The 17,622-nt window shown below is 47.1% G+C and carries 13 protein-coding genes; 2 read left to right on the forward strand and 11 right to left on the reverse strand.

The window, feature by feature from the left end; all coding sequences use genetic code 11:
- Positions 1-46: 46 nt before the first annotated feature.
- The gene (locus tag QNO02_RS27575) at positions 47-517 is read right to left on the reverse strand and encodes a GNAT family N-acetyltransferase (RefSeq protein WP_289390517.1); all 471 of its coding nucleotides are present in this window, start codon (positions 515-517) and stop codon (positions 47-49) included.
- A 215-nt stretch (positions 518-732) separates the two neighbouring features.
- Here QNO02_RS27575 and QNO02_RS27580 point away from each other — a divergent pair, with 215 nt between their 5' ends.
- A complete protein-coding gene (locus tag QNO02_RS27580; protein ID WP_289390518.1) occupies positions 733-1,167 on the forward strand; it encodes a hypothetical protein in 435 nt (144 codons plus the stop codon).
- Positions 1,168-1,295: 128 nt separating this feature from the next.
- On the opposite strand, the gene QNO02_RS27585 is transcribed toward QNO02_RS27580, so the two are convergent.
- From QNO02_RS27585 to QNO02_RS27630, 10 genes are all read right to left on the reverse strand, one after another.
- Entirely contained in the window at positions 1,296-4,550 is a 3,255-nt protein-coding gene (locus tag QNO02_RS27585) for an S-layer homology domain-containing protein (RefSeq protein WP_289390519.1), read from the reverse strand.
- A gap of 692 nt (positions 4,551-5,242) precedes the next feature.
- Complete coding sequence (gene fni, locus QNO02_RS27590) at positions 5,243-6,310, reverse strand: type 2 isopentenyl-diphosphate Delta-isomerase (protein ID WP_289390520.1); 1,068 nt, start codon at positions 6,308-6,310, stop codon at positions 5,243-5,245.
- Between the two features lie 326 nt (positions 6,311-6,636).
- A complete protein-coding gene (locus QNO02_RS27595) occupies positions 6,637-8,118 on the reverse strand; it encodes a phytoene desaturase family protein (RefSeq protein WP_289390521.1) in 1,482 nt (493 codons plus the stop codon).
- Positions 8,115-9,263, reverse strand: coding sequence for a glycosyltransferase family 2 protein (locus QNO02_RS27600; RefSeq protein ID WP_289390522.1), 1,149 nt, complete (start codon positions 9,261-9,263; stop codon positions 8,115-8,117). The genes QNO02_RS27595 and QNO02_RS27600 overlap by 4 nt, the downstream gene beginning before the upstream one ends.
- Position 9,264: 1 nt before the next feature.
- Complete coding sequence (locus tag QNO02_RS27605; protein ID WP_289390523.1) at positions 9,265-10,026, reverse strand: lysophospholipid acyltransferase family protein; 762 nt, start codon at positions 10,024-10,026, stop codon at positions 9,265-9,267.
- Positions 9,995-10,762: a carotenoid biosynthesis protein gene (locus QNO02_RS27610; protein ID WP_289390524.1), complete on the reverse strand. Its 768-nt coding sequence runs from the start codon at positions 10,760-10,762 to the stop codon at positions 9,995-9,997. Before QNO02_RS27610 ends, QNO02_RS27605 begins: the two co-directional genes overlap by 32 nt.
- The gene (locus tag QNO02_RS27615) at positions 10,762-11,634 is read right to left on the reverse strand and encodes a phytoene/squalene synthase family protein (protein ID WP_091036253.1); all 873 of its coding nucleotides are present in this window, start codon (positions 11,632-11,634) and stop codon (positions 10,762-10,764) included. Before QNO02_RS27615 ends, QNO02_RS27610 begins: the two co-directional genes overlap by 1 nt.
- On the reverse strand, positions 11,631-13,094 hold the full coding sequence (locus tag QNO02_RS27620; protein WP_289390525.1) for a phytoene desaturase family protein: 1,464 nt from the start codon (positions 13,092-13,094) through the stop codon (positions 11,631-11,633). Before QNO02_RS27620 ends, QNO02_RS27615 begins: the two co-directional genes overlap by 4 nt.
- Positions 13,091-14,641, reverse strand: a complete 1,551-nt coding sequence (locus QNO02_RS27625) for a phytoene desaturase family protein (protein WP_289390526.1) — start codon at positions 14,639-14,641, stop codon at positions 13,091-13,093. Before QNO02_RS27625 ends, QNO02_RS27620 begins: the two co-directional genes overlap by 4 nt.
- Positions 14,642-14,906: 265 nt before the next feature.
- On the reverse strand, positions 14,907-15,851 hold the full coding sequence (locus tag QNO02_RS27630; protein WP_091036242.1) for a MerR family transcriptional regulator: 945 nt from the start codon (positions 15,849-15,851) through the stop codon (positions 14,907-14,909).
- 268 nt (positions 15,852-16,119) lie between these two features.
- On the opposite strand from QNO02_RS27630, the gene QNO02_RS27635 reads away from it, so the two are divergent.
- Positions 16,120-17,595: a phospholipase D family protein gene (locus QNO02_RS27635; protein WP_289390527.1), complete on the forward strand. Its 1,476-nt coding sequence runs from the start codon at positions 16,120-16,122 to the stop codon at positions 17,593-17,595.
- Positions 17,596-17,622 lie beyond the last annotated feature (27 nt).

Raw genomic sequence — 17,622 nt, forward strand, 5'->3', positions numbered from 1 at the left:
GTTTTGCGCAGATCTTAAGTTTTGCCTAGAATATCCGCTATTAGGTTTACCCTTTGATTTCCTTATACATCGTCAGATCCGTTACCTCATATCCCATCTTGCGATACAGGCTGCTCGCCCGCACATTATGTCCAAAGACATGCAAACCAATGCGATCCACGCCAAGACTCAAGGCCGTCTGTTCAAGCGCCTGCATCGTCTCTGTTCCGTATCCCTTACCACGGTGTGCTTCTTCAACCACAATATCCAGCAAAAAAGCATCTTTTCCACGGCGATTATCCGTGATATTAAACCAGATATACCCCACGTTGCCGTCCACAGGGTGCACCAGATTGTAGAGATACGCTCCAGGTGTGTTCAAGCCTTCTGGCAGATAACGTTCATAAGATTCCTCCGCCAGTTGCTGTGCCTCTTCCTCAGCCCAGGTGCCCGCTTCTACTTTTTCCTGTGCAAAATCCTTAATCGATCGAATGCGAAAACTCGCATAATCTTCCTGATTCATTGGAGAAAGTTTCAACTTTTTCCCCTCCTTATTTCGAGTGATCTTGATTATGTATGATCTCTGTGCAGCCCTTTTTGCACTACTAGTATCTTATTGTATCCTGTTCTTCCGCTTAGCGCATGAAGTTATTCTGACGATTTGGATTTCAATTTTCATATTTATCCATTTTAATTATAACTTTTGATCTCTTCCCATCGTTTATACCTCATGAAGGAAAGGAGTGGATCACATTGAACACACGTCGCCGATTCTCAAAAAAGAAAATTATTATCATGTCCGCCATCGTACTCGTCATAGGCATCATCGCCTTTAAGAGCTTGCTGAATGCAGTCGATCCCTTTCGCCATTTAAGGATCACGATCCACAACCAGTCCGACTATGATCTCACCAATATTCAGGCTAGCCTAGTCCAAGGCGACAACTCATCTAACAACAACGAGAGTGGCTCCACCTACGTATTTGATAAGGATATTCCCAGCGGAACAAACGTGAAATTCGCCCCACGGCTGAAACTTTCCGGCGAGGGCGCCATCTCCTTGGCGTTTACGGACAGCCGCGGCAAAACCTATAACAAAATGGTTTGCGGTTATACGGAATACTTGTCAGGCAATTCCTACGTTACTGTAACCAATGGGAATATCACCGTGAAAGATGAATGTATGTAAAAGGTAGATCAGTCAATCATCAAATAAACATGCAATCTCCCTTTAGGAAGATTGCATGTTAGGGTCCTATTTTATTTCAACATCGTTTATCACCGTTATTAGTTAGTAAAAAGAACTTTTCGGGCCTTTTACTTCTTGCTATGCAATAGGTTATAGATTATCATTGCAGCCTCCTGTCGGGTTAGCTGCTTTTTAGGCATAAACTTCCGATCGGGGTATCCTTTCATAACAGATTCTTGAGTTACAAGACTGATACTATTTCTAGCCCAATTGGAAATCATTTGGTTGTCATCGTAAAGTGTGAATGATGATAATACATAACCTTGTTTTTTCATTACGTTCTCAATCATACTTGATGCTTCTTCTCTCGTAACGTCCACATTCGGTCTAAGCGAACCATCATTGAATCCTTTAAGTATACCTTGTTGTAATGCAGGAGTTATCTCCGAATAGTACCAAGAGTTAGATTGAACATCGTTGAATTCATTAATATAAGGAACCACAGAATTATATCCAAGGGCTCGTTGTAAGAAGATTGCAAATTCGGCTCTCGTCACTTTTTGATGTCCACCAAACGAACCATCGGAATAGCCTTTGACAATTCCCTTCTGTGCCAAGTAGATAATAGCTTCCTTCGCATAACTCTTTTCTATATCTCTAAAAGTAACACTTGCAGGATTTTTCACTTCTCCATTCGAACCCACAACTTGAGTATCAATTGTAATGCTGTCGTTTTCCCCCGTAACCACACTAGGGATAGGGGTATTATTAACATTATGGTAAGGAGGAATAGGATAATTATATCCATATACCGTTGCACCACTTCCATCTGCTGGAGTTGTTACAGCAACCGTCTGTTTGCCAATGACCTCTTCTGATCCATCAGGTCTGACACGAACAGCGATGACATTATACTCATAATATTTATTTCGTTCGACGCCCACTTCACTAAACTGCAACTTACCGTTCACAGCAGTCACCATACCCTCATCACGTGTTTCTCCAGTGGCAGTATTCAAATACGTCTTACGGTAAACACCGTTTCCTAGAGGTTCGTACTTCGTTTGTGGATTACGTTCAACGTAATGAACTGCTCCTTCAATAGGTTGATATTCAAAGGCAATCGTTGCGTTTGAGGCATTCATTGGAGCCACATTCATCGGTTGAGGTATGCCCGCCGTCTGCACTTCGATTGTACTAGATTCAACCTTTCCGTATTTGTTACTCGCTACAACCCGATAGGTATATGTTCTTCCTGGTTGGAGCGTGTATGCGATCATCGTATTTGAATGACCTGACCATACTTTACTCACTTGATCCTGGTAGATCTCATACTGGGTTGCGCCCTCCACCAGATTCCATTGTAGGTCCACTCTATTATCGTACACTCGATTGACTCTGATGTTAATTTGGCCTTTCGGTGCCTCGTCCTCAGTCACTTTAGGAATTTTCACACTTTTAACTGCAGCTGAACCTTCGTTGTCTCCGTCCCTGCCAACCACTTTATAGATGTATGTGGTGTCAGGTGTTACATTTACATCCTCGTATAAAGTTGACTTGGTTACCGCCAAAGGCTGATCATTACGGGTGATCACATACTCTACTGCATGGTCTACCTTGCTCCACGTAAGTCTAACTTTGGTGGAATTCAGTGCTTCTGCTCGGAAATCTGGTGGATATGGAATATGAGGTACATTTCCGATGGTGTACTTCGTTTCCTCACTGTAAATTTCGCCTTTGCGAGCTACTAATGTATACGTAGTGACAGCATTAAAATTCACACCTTCGTCTATATATTCTACAAGCGGACCCTCATAAAGGATTATGGAACCACGCTTGAGTATATATTGTTCAGCACCTTCCACAGCGTACCACTTCAACTGAATACCATTGTTACCGCCAGGACCCGAGTAGTAATATCTAGGTTTGTCGAGTTTTGTGATCACCGGCTCCCCGTCAGCTAGGGTCGGAATAACGTAAGGATCTTCAGGAGTCCCCTGTCCTTTAAATTCCACATTATTTTTTAAGAAGGCTTTATATTTGAAGTTTTGTACCGTGCCTGCATCGACAGGGTTCATGTGGTTATTTGGAAATGTATTTGAATCGGACGCATTCTCTGTAAAAACAAATCCCTTATTCTCGGATTTCCCAAGTGCACTTTCATATGTACTGGGATTACCCAAAGCAAGGCTAGGGATCATCCGATTAGGTTCCTTTGGGCCACTCAGAACAATTCCTGTATATTTTTCCAAATCTTCCTTGGTAACTAGCCCCACAGGAGATGAATAACCATAACTATACTCACCATTATCAAATGCATTCACTGTCCACCATTTCGTATAAAAAGGGGACTGTTTATCACCATTTATTCTACTTAAACCATAGCCAACACTATCTATGAACTTAGAGTACGTATCCACTCTCCACGTTGCAGCCTCACCCTGTATATCGATATATTTTGATACTGTATCTTGGGAGATTAATGTTTGATCATCAACAAGGTACCATTTACCGAATTGCTTGAGATCAACGATTGATCCAAATTCCGCCTTCATATCTCCTAATGTATAAGCATCTGGAGCTGGAGTTGTGATAATAAACTCTAATGAACTAATCTGAGACGGATCTACAATACTCGTCCAAGCTAATCGGATTACATTTTTCTCTCCTGGTTTCAGACCACTAATATGAGCACTTGAACTCACTTGGCTTGTCAATTTTGTACTTTTAACATCATTGACGTACACTTCCGCCTGAGCAATTCCCTCTAGTTTGTAGAACAAACTGATTGTATTGGCGTTCACAAGTCCCCAGTTTACATAAGTGAAACCATCTTTTACATTATCTAATTTACCTGACCGTTTCCCCGTAAAATCGATTCTTCCGGCATCGTCATAAATTGGTGCTGGCTCCTTTAATCTAATAAAGAGTAATTCTTGTTCTCCATACTTCTCCCCGTCAAAAGCAAGAACCGTGATCCTATATGTATATTCAGGTATCGCTCTTGTTATTGTGTATGTTCTCAGTTGCCCCACACCTCTGCCATCTCGATTAACCGTGACTGCATATTCTACCGCTCCAGGGATTTCATCCCAATTTAACGTTATGGAGTCCTCCGATGTGGTTACCGTTACGTTAGGTTTCGGCAAATATGACTTAGTCTTGGTATCACTTATCGTTTCAGACGATGTAGACAATATAGAAGTGTTTCTCTCAGACAAGTCGACAGAGTTATCATTCGACTTGGAAGACTCCGTAGTTATTTTATCTGTACGAGGCTCGTCATTCGCATGAGCTACTTCTGTCCCTACTCCTGAAATCAGTATATTAACCAACAATAAATTAATAACTAGCATGAAAATTAATAAGTTCTTGAACTTCATGTAAGTATCACCTCTAAGGAAATTGTGTTTAATGCCTCATATCTCATATGTATGATCTTAACAAACCTGCTTTATTACTTTGGATATGTAAAACTTAAATATATACTTATAATTTCAAAATTTTAACTTCTAGTCGTGAGTCAATCCATCCTTTCCTTAATTGTTAGTGAGTCTTCGTGCCTATAAAATTATTAAAAACCATTCCTTAAGACTCATCAATCATAATGTGTAATGTATTAACAAACAATAATAAATTTTACTTTGAATTAAATCTTCATCTTGTTATACATTACAAAAAAGCATGCCGTTGATTATCGACATGCTAAAAGTAATACACCAATATTAATCAATTGACTTGTCGCAGTCCAAAGTTGAAGTGCCAAGTCCATTCAATGAACATTTCCACGTTTTCCTCACAGTCTAACGAACCCAAGAGACACTATTCAGCATTTTTCCTGCGTTTTGAAAATCTAACGAACTATAGACTCGTTATTTACTCTTTCTTTGGCGTCATCCGCTGCAAATCGCAGTTTTCTATCTCATTAGCGTGTGTGAGATTCGTTAAATTCCCAACTAACGCCTAAATGGCCATATAAGGTGTTACAGGTTCGTTAGCGGAAGTTGCTCCATCAGACCCAGCGTATACTCTCACAAGTCAAAGCTGTTCAGAAAGACGTCATCTCTCGTTTTATCTAACGCCGTTCCACCAGACGTGACGTCTGCTTCAAATCTTCAATCCGCCCAGCCCCAATGCCAAACATCACGGTACGCAACTCGAATTCGACCTGTTCCAAACGCTCATTCAGCGCATCATCGGACGCTACTGCGGATTCGAGCAGCGATCGGCCAAAACCAGCCAGGTCCGCCCCGAGCGCTAGGGCTTTGGCCGCATCCACGCCAGTGTGCAGTCCACCACTACCAATCAGAGCGCCCTCTGGGTTCAGCGCTCGTACTTCCTGAATACACTCCGCTGTGGGAATGCCCCAGTCGGCAAAAGCTTCAGCAGCTGCCCGGCGTACCGGGTTATTGTTGCGGTACTTCTCCACCTGTACCCAGCTTGTACCTCCAGCGCCGGCTACATCGATAAACGCGACACCCGCTTCATATAGGCGTTGAGCCGTCACACCATCGATGCCAAAACCTACTTCTTTCACGCCAACAGGTACTTCTAGCTCGCGACACAAGTTCTCAATCCGCTGAAATAATCCGCTAAAGTTGGTGTTGCCTTCCGGCTGGAAAACTTCCTGCAACGTGTTCAGATGAAGGACAAGCATGTCCGCCCCCGCAATATCTACTGCACGTTGGAAGTCAGCTGTTGTGAAACCATAGTTCAGCTGCACCGCGCCCAGGTTGGCAATGACCGGGATGTCCGGTGCCCAGCGCCGCACATCGAAGGTACTTGCCAGTTCTGGCTGTTCCACGGCAGCCCGGATCGAACCTACGCCAAGCGCCCAGCCTCTGGCGTTTGCTACTCGAGCGAGGCGCTCATTGATGGCGCCCGTTGTTTTGCTTCCACCCGTCATCGAACTGATGAGCAAGGGTGTACGTACTTTTTTGCCAATAAACGAAGTCTCCAGATGCAACTCTTCAAAATCCAGTTCCGGCAGTGGGTGATGGCGAAAAGCAAACCGCTCCATACCGCTGGTTACCCCTTCTCCTGCCACATTCTCCTCAAGACAGAGGCGCACGTGTTCCAGCTTCCGTTCTCCCGTAGCCACTTCGGGAAGCAGCCGTTCGCCGGCTCGCTCTTGTTCATTCATGATGAGACCTCCTATGTGAGAATCGTGCGGATCGACAGGATAACCTGCCCGTTCCTTGCTTCTATGTATAGACGTCTTTTGTAAAAGACAAAACATTAATCCTATAAGCATTGCAGCTCAACTCTATCCAGTATAACGTTCCAAACCATCTATTGAAAGGATGCCCCGACACCAAATGTCTCACTTAAATCTCGGAGCACCACTATTTTATACCTACGCAAAAGCACGGATCATCCGTGGCATCTTCAAAGTTAATTAGCACAGACGACGCACATAGGTGTGGATCAACAGAATGCACTTCCACTCCATCATCCCACACAACAAACTTATCTCAAGATTTCCGATGCCAATTGCTCACCAACAAGCTGTCCGGACAACGTCACAATCGGGGTTCCGCCGCCTGGATGTGTCGTTCCGCCGACGTACCAGAGTCCTTGTACATCTTTGCTTCGGTTGCCCGGACGCATAAAGGTCTGCTTCACGGAGTTGGACGAGATACCGTAGATTGAACCTTGATGCGCCAAGGTATCCCGTTCGATATCTCGCGGCGTGTATCGGATCAGCACATCAGATTGGTTCAACCCGGTAATTCCTCGCGCCTCCAATCGTTCCAGTACAAACGCACCGTAACGTTCCGTCTGCAGCTCCCAATTCCACGAATCCGACAAGTAGGGGGCATTGACTAGAATGAATAGGTTACTGGCTCCCGCCGGGGCCATGCCTGCTTCCGAATAACCGGAATAACAGATGTAGATTGTGGGATCAGCAGGCATTTTACGTTCACGGAAAATATGGTCGAACTCCGGTTCATAACGTTCCGGGAAGAAAACCGTATGATGCAACAGTGCATCATATTGTCTTCGCACACCCGCCAGCGTCACAAATCCCGAAATGGATGGCTCATACTTCCGTATGCGAGCATCGCTCATCTCTTTCCGAAGTTCCGGTGCGAGCAGCAGTCGATTCACGCTAAGCACATCTCCATTGGCAACCACCTGGTCGGCTTCCCGGAAACCTTGATCCGTATCCACGCCAGCCACTTTGCCATTCCGAACAACAATCTGCCGGACCTCTGTGCCAGTAATAATTTGTACGCCTTTTTCCTGTGCCAGACGAGTCATTCCTTCGATCAGTTGATAGGTTCCACCTTTGACTCCGTAGATGCCCACCTCTGCTTCCACATGACCCATCATGGCAAAGATAGAAGGCGATTGATACGGCGATGATCCCACATAGGTCGCGTACCGTCCGAACATAGCCAGCGTATTCGGATGTTGGAAATACGAACGCAGCAACTTATCCAGCTTCACCGTTGGCCGTACGCGGAGCAGGCTGCGCAACATCTGAAGATTGTACTTGTCAGAGGGCGACAGCAACAACTTACCCAGAAAATGACGATTGGCTTCCGCATACAGTGCAGCAGACTCATCCATAAACGCATCATAACGGGCCGCATCCTCCGGACTGTACGCCGCGATCTGCTCCTTCATCCACCCGCGATTGCCTGACAAATCTACCACTGTGCCATCTGCGAATATATTACGCGTGCGGGGCTCTAACTCATATAACTGTACGTAATCTTCCATTGCTACTCCCGCATGGTCGAAGACTGAACGAAAGGTGGATGGCATCGTGATTGTGCTCGGTCCCCGGTCAAAATGATACCCGTCCCGCTCAATCTGCTGCAGCTTGCCACCTACGTGTTGCTGCCGTTCCAGAATGGTTACCTGCACACCTTGTGAAGCCAGTCGTATCGCACACGACAGACCTCCGAATCCTGCTCCGATAATAATGACGTTACCTCTCAACTGTACCGCCTACCTTTCCATACATACCCCTTGCCGGAGCGGCCTGCCTGCCAGGAAGCAAGTCCGATGGCAATGACACAGGCCATGCTGACCGGTTGCAGAAAGGCAAGCCACCAGGGTTGTCCGCCAGCATGATCCGCTACTCTTTTCACAGCCATACCAAGTAATGTTCCTATCAATCCATACAGAATGGACACCGAACTACCCATCATAATTCCAATAATCAAGCCTAGCGGGGGCACAATATACATCAGTGTATACATGAACATCGTGCCAAGCAGCAGTACGTCTTTACGTCCCATACCTTCGTACATATTTTTCTTATATCCGTTCCATACTTCTGCCCCGTTCTGATACATGCGGGTATTTGTTACGTCATGCACATCGGTCAGCATCACCGGATGGCCTGCACGCTTGACTGCTTTGGCGAGACTCATGTCATCCACCAGATGCGCCTGAATGGCAGCATGACCGCCGGATGCTTCGTAACTGGAGCGATGAATCAGCAAAAAAGCCCCCGTAGCGGCCACAAACATCGGACTGGATGATCTGCGTATCATAAAAATGGGCAGATGACTGATGATGGTGAAGACCATCATGGGCACAACAAGCTTTTCCATCCATGTCTTTGTTACCTGATAAGGAAAACCCGTTACCAGACCCCCGCTCTGCTCACATCCTGCCGCGAGAGTCTGCCGAATGGCACTTGGCTCCAGACGCACATCCGCATCCACAAACATAAACCATTCTCCCTTGGCCTCCTGAACCAGCCTGTGACACGCATGGGATTTCCCCATCCAGCCCTCGGGAAGATCGACGCCATGCAGCAGACGCACACGTGCATCGCGATCCGCAATCGCTTGTACCATGGCCGCTGTCTCATCTTCGGAGCGATCATCCAGCACCAGCACTTCCATCCGGAATCCCGACGTCTCGCTCGCGAGTACACTTTCCAGACATCCTTCGATATGTAGTCTTTCATTTCTGGCTGGAATCAGCACCGAAACCAGCAGGTCTGGTGGTTGTATTCGGTCTGCTCGGAATGAACGTACTTTGGGCAGACAGGAGACATTCCATAGAGCGAACAGCAACTGGATACCCAATATGCTTGTAAGCACAGTCCAGAAGATTTCAGATGCATTCATGCTAACGGTTCACCCGCTTTCGTGCCGCATCGTATTTTTCACTTGTCGAACGTACATGACGAATCAGCGGAAGCGCATCTGGCAAACTTCCCTGCCCCATCCGTATAAGCTCTGATCTATGATCGTCTAACTGCTGTTCCAGCACATCGCCGAGTCTGGCGGCAATCTCTTCACTCTTGAACGCCTTCCAGTCTTCCATCACAGGCGGGCCTGCCTGCATCGATATTTCCGGTAGATCATGCTGAACCATCCCATGGCACAAGGTTACCGGTACGGCGATGGCATTCGGAGAGCGACGAAGCAACAATCCAATGCCTGGACGGAACCGAATCGGTCTGGCCTCCTGATGTAATATTTCTCCTTGGGGAAAAATCCAGACCCTTTTGCCCGAATCCAGCAGTTCACTGGTGTACTGTAGAGAGGTCCGAATACCGGATGCACTCTCCTTATTGATTGAATACGCACCCAATTTACGAAAAAAAGCATATTGCTGAAGCTGCTGCTCCTCCATCATCACATAATGATCTCCCCGCGATGTCTGCCTGGACGCATGATAGAGCAGCAGACCATCCCACCAGGAACTGTGGTTCATGAAATAGATCACCGGACGAGTCGGTTCAATCGGGGAGTTGTCCCTGATGTCCACCTGCGGGTCCAGTGACCCTGTGAGCGTGAAGGAGCGGAAGCGCCGACGTAGCAGATAATAATGATTGTATAAGGCAAAAATATGATTAAACGATTTTGATTTTACGGCGCGAATCATATAGCCAGCTCCCTTCGGCAAGAAGCACACCAGCAATGGCGATGATAAAGCTGCCTGTAATCCCTTCCTTTAGAGCAAGCAGGCCGAACAGAAGAATAAACAGCTGATACAGCCATTTTGCACGCAGCAATGAGCTACGGTCCTTAGGCATGGCCGGAAGGAAGAGGGACAGGAATGCACCCATGATAAACCAGCTTATGTAATTGGTCCACGGAACACCGTAGAAACCACCTGGAGCCTGCCACTCCCAGAATCCTCTCGCATGTGCAACAGGGTCGAGTACCAGGTCGAGTACAATTGCCCAGAACCCGGTCTTCACTGCTCGAAGCAATTTGCCAGTCCAGGTTGAACCGCCACCACTTAACAGCGCCGAGTTACCAACCACTGCGATCCAGGCAAAACCCAGCGTAACTGGCACACTGAACATATGAATCCCGAAGAAGTCTGAGTAAGCATACTCACCAAAAGGCCAGTGCGTATGCACTCCTACCCACTCTACGCCCATACCTCCAAGCCAGATGATCACAGAGGAAATCCAGAGTCCGGGCTTCAGCCAGATGACTGACTGGTCGGACAGACCTGTCCGATTTCGCCCTTGATAGATCAGATCCAGCACATACAACGCATAGAAGATTAAGAATAAACCATTGGAAAAGGACAATACGTCCGGCACGCCGATCGTTAGCATCAAGGTTGCTCCAATGACATACCACGCCCAGTAAAGCCACTGGATCATCAGGATACCGCCGTTCGGGAGGCTTGATAGGCCAGCATCGGGTAACGTTTCACAATCGCACCCAGCATCTCCAGTTTCAATTCATCGCTAACATATGCCCGTTTGGTATATACGTCATAGTCGTTGCGTTCAACCGCGTGTAGAATGGTGGAGTAAAAGGCTGCTGCCAGCTCGATGGAAAACGCACTTTCCGTTGGGTACGTCTCCAGACGATCCATGCCAATACGGAACCAGTTCAATGCTGCAGCTTTTAATTCATGAACAATGGCAATAAAGCGTTCGTCCACGACCCCGTCTTCAAAGTCCTGCTCGGTGTAACCATGCTTCTCCATGATCTCCAGCGGAACATACCGGCGTACTCTGGCCCGATCTTCACCAACATCCCGAATTATATTAACGATCTGCATCCCTTTACCCAAAGCAATCCCGTTCATGGCTACTTCTGCGCCGTTATCATCCCGCAATACAGGCAACAACATCTCCCCTACGGTTCCGGCCACCAGATAACAATAATGCTCCAGTTCCTGCATCGTTGCATAATGCGTTACTTTAAGATCTGTGAGCTGCCCTTCCATCTGGCGGAAAAATGGCCCCTTATCCAGATGAGGAAAACTGCTGAACAACCATCTCAGTGCTGGCCAGATAAAGTGTCCTTCCGCTTCCTCTAGCCGATCAAACAAGTCATGGATCTCGTGAATCGTATAGGGCGAATGTTCCGGCTCGTCTACACTGTCATCAATCATGCGGCAGAAGGCATAAATGACATATACCGCTTCCCGACGTGGACTAGGCAGCCCTCTAAAGGCCTGATAAAAAGAGGAAGAACCCTTTTGCATCAACTCTTCACACCTGCTCAAAATCGCTTCATTCATGTTCCCATCTCCTTCATGAGTTGATTGACGGCCATACGTGCACTCTGCATCACAATCGGCACTCCGCCACCTGGATGTACAGATGCTCCTGCGGCATATAATCCCTTTATATTAGGGAATGGTTTCGGTTGTGGTCGGTATACACCGGACTGGAACAATACAGGTGCTATACCGAAGCTTCCGCCCCCATAGAGACCGTCTCGCTCTGCGTCAGCGGGTGTACGTACCTTTTTCCACTTGATCGCTGCACGAAGTCCCGGGAATCCTCGTTGCTCCGCTTCTACCAGTACCCGTTCTGCCAATGCTTCGCTCTCCTGATCCCAGTCGACACCTGAGGCATCTGGTACGGGAATGAGGAAATACAAAACACTCTGTCCTTGAGGCGCTGCAGTTTCATCCAATGCGACCGGATTAAATACGTAAAATGAGGGCTTTGCCGGAATGCGTCGCTGATTGAAGACTTCCTGCAAACTACCTTCAAGACTCGGTGGCAGGAAGAACTGGTGTGTCGTTGCATCTTCCCAGGTTTTATCTACGCCCACATAGAGCAGTACACATCCGGAGGAGGGACGATACGGCTTTCTTTTGCGCGCTACCTCTGGTGACTGTCCAAGCAAACCTGATAGATGGGGGAAATCACCATTGTAGATAACTGCATCCACATTTTCTGCGCCTGCTGCCGTTTCTATACTTTCACATACACCATTTTTAATCGTGAGCCCGGTAACTTCCGAATTCAGCACAACACGCCCACCACGCGATGTCAGCTCCTGTTCCAGAATGGCCGGTAATGCTGCATATCCGCCTTTGACCATCCAGATTCCATATTCATGCTCTGCATAAGGCAAAAGGGAATAGATGCCAGGGGTCCCGAACGGTGATCCACCGATATACAGACTTTGCAGAGAATAAGCGTCAAGCAATTCCTCGTGCTGAAAATAATCACCTACCGCTTTCCGGACACTTTTGTGTGCACGCAATCTGCCCATGAGTGACATGAGAGATGGTGTGAAGAAATCCCTTTTGCGCGGAAAAGCCCTTTCCAGGAACGCTGCCCGGCCTGCCGGAAACAACGTGTCCATATCTTTCATGAATCGTGTGAATCCCCGGCTTTCTCCCGGGAACAAACGTTCAATCTCCGCCGTCTGCTCTTCACGTGACGTCATCTTGGTCATGACCCGACCACTGTGGTAATGCACTCTGTATAGCGGATCACAGCGAAGTAACTCAATCTTCGAACGATCTACGCCTGCTTCCTCCAATATACCAAGTAACATCTCAGGCAGAAGCACAATGGTTGGCCCCTGATCGATCCTGTACTCCCCTTCCTGCTCATACCCAATTCGTCCGCCAACGCGGGAACCCCGTTCATACACGGTGACATCCCATCCCTGACGGTTCAATAACAGTGCAGAAGTAAGTCCGCCAATCCCTGCGCCTACAATAGCGGCCCGCTTCATGAATGTCCTCCAGCTTCTGCCGTCTTCACATACGAGGAAGGTTTGGAGCGTGTGCGCGCGTCCTCTTCCTGAATCAGTCTCACACTGATCCGTGCCGATTCGAAGATCGTGGGCAACCCGCTGCCCGGATGTGTTCCGCCGCCTACCAGCCATACACTTTTCAACTCTTCAAACTCGTTATGGGGACGCAAGTACATCATCTGACCCAGATTATGTGCCATATTAAACGTTGCTCCGCGATACACATCCAGTTCAGTCTCCCAATCAAGTGGAGTGAACAGCATACATTCTTCAATGCGACTGCGTATGTCTGCCAGCTCAGGAATGCCTTCCATGCGTTTCATCATGGCCTCTTGCACATTCTCCCGTTCTGCCTCCCAATCAATGTCTGCGGTAAGGTTAGGCGTAGGCATGAGAACATATAAAGCAGATTTCCCTTCCGGTGCCAGCGTCGAATCAAGTCTGGAAGGGTTATGAATATATAGAGATGGATCGGCTGATAACATTTTATGCTTCGTAATCTCATCAACGTTCAACCGGTAGTCCTCGGGAAAATAGATCGAGTGATGCAGCAGGTCCACCTCACCATCCACACCCAGATACAGCATTGCTGTAGAGCAGGAATACTTTTTGCGTTTCATTTTCTCAGGGGTATATTTCTTAAGTACGCCCGGTTCGAACAGATGATTCACCGCATGTGCGAAGTCGGCGTTCACCACCACATGGTCTGCTTCGATGCGTTCACCGTTCTCAAGCAACACACCTTCTGCACGACCATTGCGAACGATGACCTGTTTCACCGGGGTGGAAGTATGTATTCGTCCTCCGTATTCTTCCACGACATCAGCCATGGCCTGAAAGATCCGATTCACGCCGCCAATGGGGTGGAACAATCCGTAGTGATGCTCAATAAACGATAGTATGGTAAAGGTGCCCGGACAATCCCAAGCAGACATGCCAAGGTATTTGGATTGGAATGTAAATGCCCAGCGTAGACGCTCATCTGTAAAATAGCGGGACAAGATTCCATAGACTGTATTGTGGACATCAAGCTTGGGTAGAGCTGTTACCGCATCCTTGCGTAAATAGTCAGTCAGCTTGCCAAAAGGACGACGGAGCAAAGGCATGACTTTGCCAAACTTCACTTCCTCTTCTTGCATGAACCGAAGGTAATTGTCTTCATTGCCCGGGAACAATTTCTTAATCTGTGCAGCTGTATCTTCCCGATTACGAGAAGGCATGAACACCTTATCACCAAAGTTCAGTGAGTACAGTGGGGTTAACTCTTTCATATGCACATAATCGGATAACTTACGTCCCACCACGTCGAACATCTCTTCAATCAGCTGGGGCATCATCAAAAATGTAGCACCCCGGTCGAATCGATATTCACCCAGTTCCAATCTGGCAGAACGCCCCCCGATGACTGGCTGTTTCTCATACACATCTACCTCGTACCCCTGACCGGACAATAACATCGCTGCTGCAAGTCCACCCGGACCTGCGCCAATGACAGCTGCACGTTTGCGTTGTTGATTCGGTATCATGCCACTCACCTTTCTATGTAGGGAATTCCTATAGTTCTCTAGCCCCTAACCTATTATTAAACCGCCCAAGAACACTTTAAGCGGTAACTAGCAAAAACATTATACAAATATAATACAAATATTATACGACCTTGTAAACCAAAAAATGACCCGTCGGTCAAAATACGAGAATACTCCATTTATAAAAACAAAAAACATCCCTTGATCACTTTCGTCAAAGGATGTCCTGTATTCACTAACCTATTCATATCATTTGAGATTATGTTTAGTTATTTGCCTGTCCAAACCTCGCACCAGTTGGTCGATTTGCGAGATACTCACGTTCTATCCATGACTGCCAATCCGCTGAATCCTCTGGCATAATCCATTGCGGATAACGTGCATGCTCTGCACGCTCATAGCCCTTTCCACCAAGTACGAAGCGAATATGTGGAAACTCGTTTTTAATTCGCTCTATAAGCTGATCACACCGTTCAAGAAGCCCTGGGCTTGTGATTGAAAGGCAGACCAACTTGATCTTTTGCTCCCGAATAATCGGGAAGATGCCTTCTTCTGGCGTGTTCGCACCGAGATACAATACTTCCGCTCCATTTTTACGCATAAAGAGAGAGAACAGCAGCAATCCAACCTGATGGTGCTCCCCTTCCGGACACAACGCCAGAACTTTGGGCAGATGCGGATAGATCGGGAACAGATGGAAAAACTGATAAAACCGCTGTGAAATCAGCTGTGTCATGAAGTGTTCCTGAGCCACCGAAGCCCTGCCTTGCTCCCATGCATCTCCAACCCGAACCAGAATGGGCACCAACACATGATAGAACATCGAGTCATACCCATACATGGTGAACCCAAAATCAATCAAACCATTGGCACGTTCGCCCTGAAAGTTGTAGAGCGAGTCATAGATCTGATCTGCCATGCGTGCGTAGGCTTCTTCCATCGTAGGCACCGGAGCCATGATCGGCGTGGGCACAGCCTCGGGCGGATTTAATTTGTTTACTTTCAACATCCGTACCGCTTCCGAAATATTGGTCTGATGTAGCTCAACCTGTTCTTTCAACCAGCGCAGATCCGCAACATTCTCTTCGGTATACATTCGATAACCCGATTCCGTCCGCTCAGGGGTGACCGCACTATACCGATTCTCCCAAGCCCGGAGCGTCACCGTCGGGATACCGAGCATGGCAGCGACTTGTTTGATGGAATACACCTTATTACCCACTTTCTTTCCTAAATGTCCAGATTTCAAAGGTTATATCATTGGTTCCCCGTCCTTGTCAGGCATATAAAAACCCTAACATTCTACAAAAATAATACACTCATTATACACAACGCTCAGACACCTGTCGATTGCATACTGCCAATTTTGCCATATGCATTTTACTGCTACATTCCTTATGCTGGCGGGTTCTCCTGCGTCAACGTTATCATCCGTGTGGTAATAGAAGTCAGCAAGTTACAGAAGGGGGAGTCCACCGTTGGTCTCATTACACCGCCAATCTTCAGACCGCCAATCTTCACGCGGCAAATTTCCATACATACGCACAGGAATCGTCCTATTAGTCCTATGGCTCATCGCCGTCATGCTCTATCAGACCTACAAACCATTACCAACGGGCATTTCCTACGAAAGTCCGGAGTATCGTGTGGATCAAGTCGAGTTCCTGCATGACCTCACTTATCCTTCCTCCGACGGACAGATGGAGCACGAACAGCAGATTTTCCAGCGCATGATGCAAATTGTGGAGGAAGCAGAGCAGTTTGTCCTGGTGGATATGTTCCTGTTCAATAATTATCAGCACAAGGGACAGAACTTTCCTCCCGTGAGTACTGAATTCACCAAAGCGCTGGTCGCCAAAAAAAATCAACATCCTGATATGGACATCTGGTTTATTACAGATGAAGTAAATACCAACTATAACTCAGCACCCAATCCGTTGCTGGAACAAATGAAACAGGCAGGCATTCATGTGGTCATCACGGATGTGGACCCTTTGCGTGATTCAACTCCAGTATACTCTGCGGTCTGGCGGACCTTCTTCCAATGGTTTGGCCAATCTGGAGATGGCTGGATCAAAAACCTGATGGCCACCGATGGTCCAGATGTAACTGTACGTTCCTATCTCAAGCTGCTCAATGTGAAGGCCAATCATCGCAAAGTTGTTGTTAGTGAGAAGAAGGCCATTGTCTCTTCTGGCAATATTCATGATGCGAGTGCCTACCACTCGAACATTGCATTTGAAGTAACAGGTCCAATCATTGGCGATATTCTTCAGTCAGAGCAAGCGGTTCTCGACATCTCAGGCGGAGGTCAGGTTCCTGCCTACACAGCCCCTTCCACGAATACAAACACGGGAGATATACGAATACGCTATTTAACGGAAGGCAAAGTGAATGACGCTGTACTCCATGAGATCAATCAGGCTGGCAAAGGTGACACCTTATGGATGGGCATGTTCTATGTGGCCTCTCCAAAAGTATTGGAAGCCCTGCTGGAAGCCGCAAAACGAGGAACCGAGATCCGGCTTGTACTTGATCCAAATGAAAATGCCTTTGGTCAGGAAAAGATCGGCATTCCGAACCGTCCTGTCGCTGCTGAATTGCATGATAAATCCGACGGTAAAATTCAGATCCGCTGGTATAACACCACCAAGGAGCAATACCATACCAAGATGATCTATCTTGCCAAAGCAACCGGTGATCATATTGTCCTGGGAGGTTCAACTAATTTCACACCCCGAAACATGAATGACTACAATTTGGAGAATGATTTATGGATTTCTGCTCCTCCAGACAATAAGTTCACGCTTGATATCGCGAATTATTTCGAGCGTATTTGGAATAATGATGATGCGGAGTTTACGCTAAACCTGGATGAGTTTCAGGAGAAGACTACGTTTTTGAAAGGTATCCTATATAAGCTGCAGCTGATTCTGGGTCTTACGACCTTTTGATCAAAAACCACATTCATACCTGTTATA

It is taken from the genome of Paenibacillus sp. PK1-4R (genome assembly GCF_030369595.1).
Classification (GTDB): domain Bacteria; phylum Bacillota; class Bacilli; order Paenibacillales; family Paenibacillaceae; genus Paenibacillus.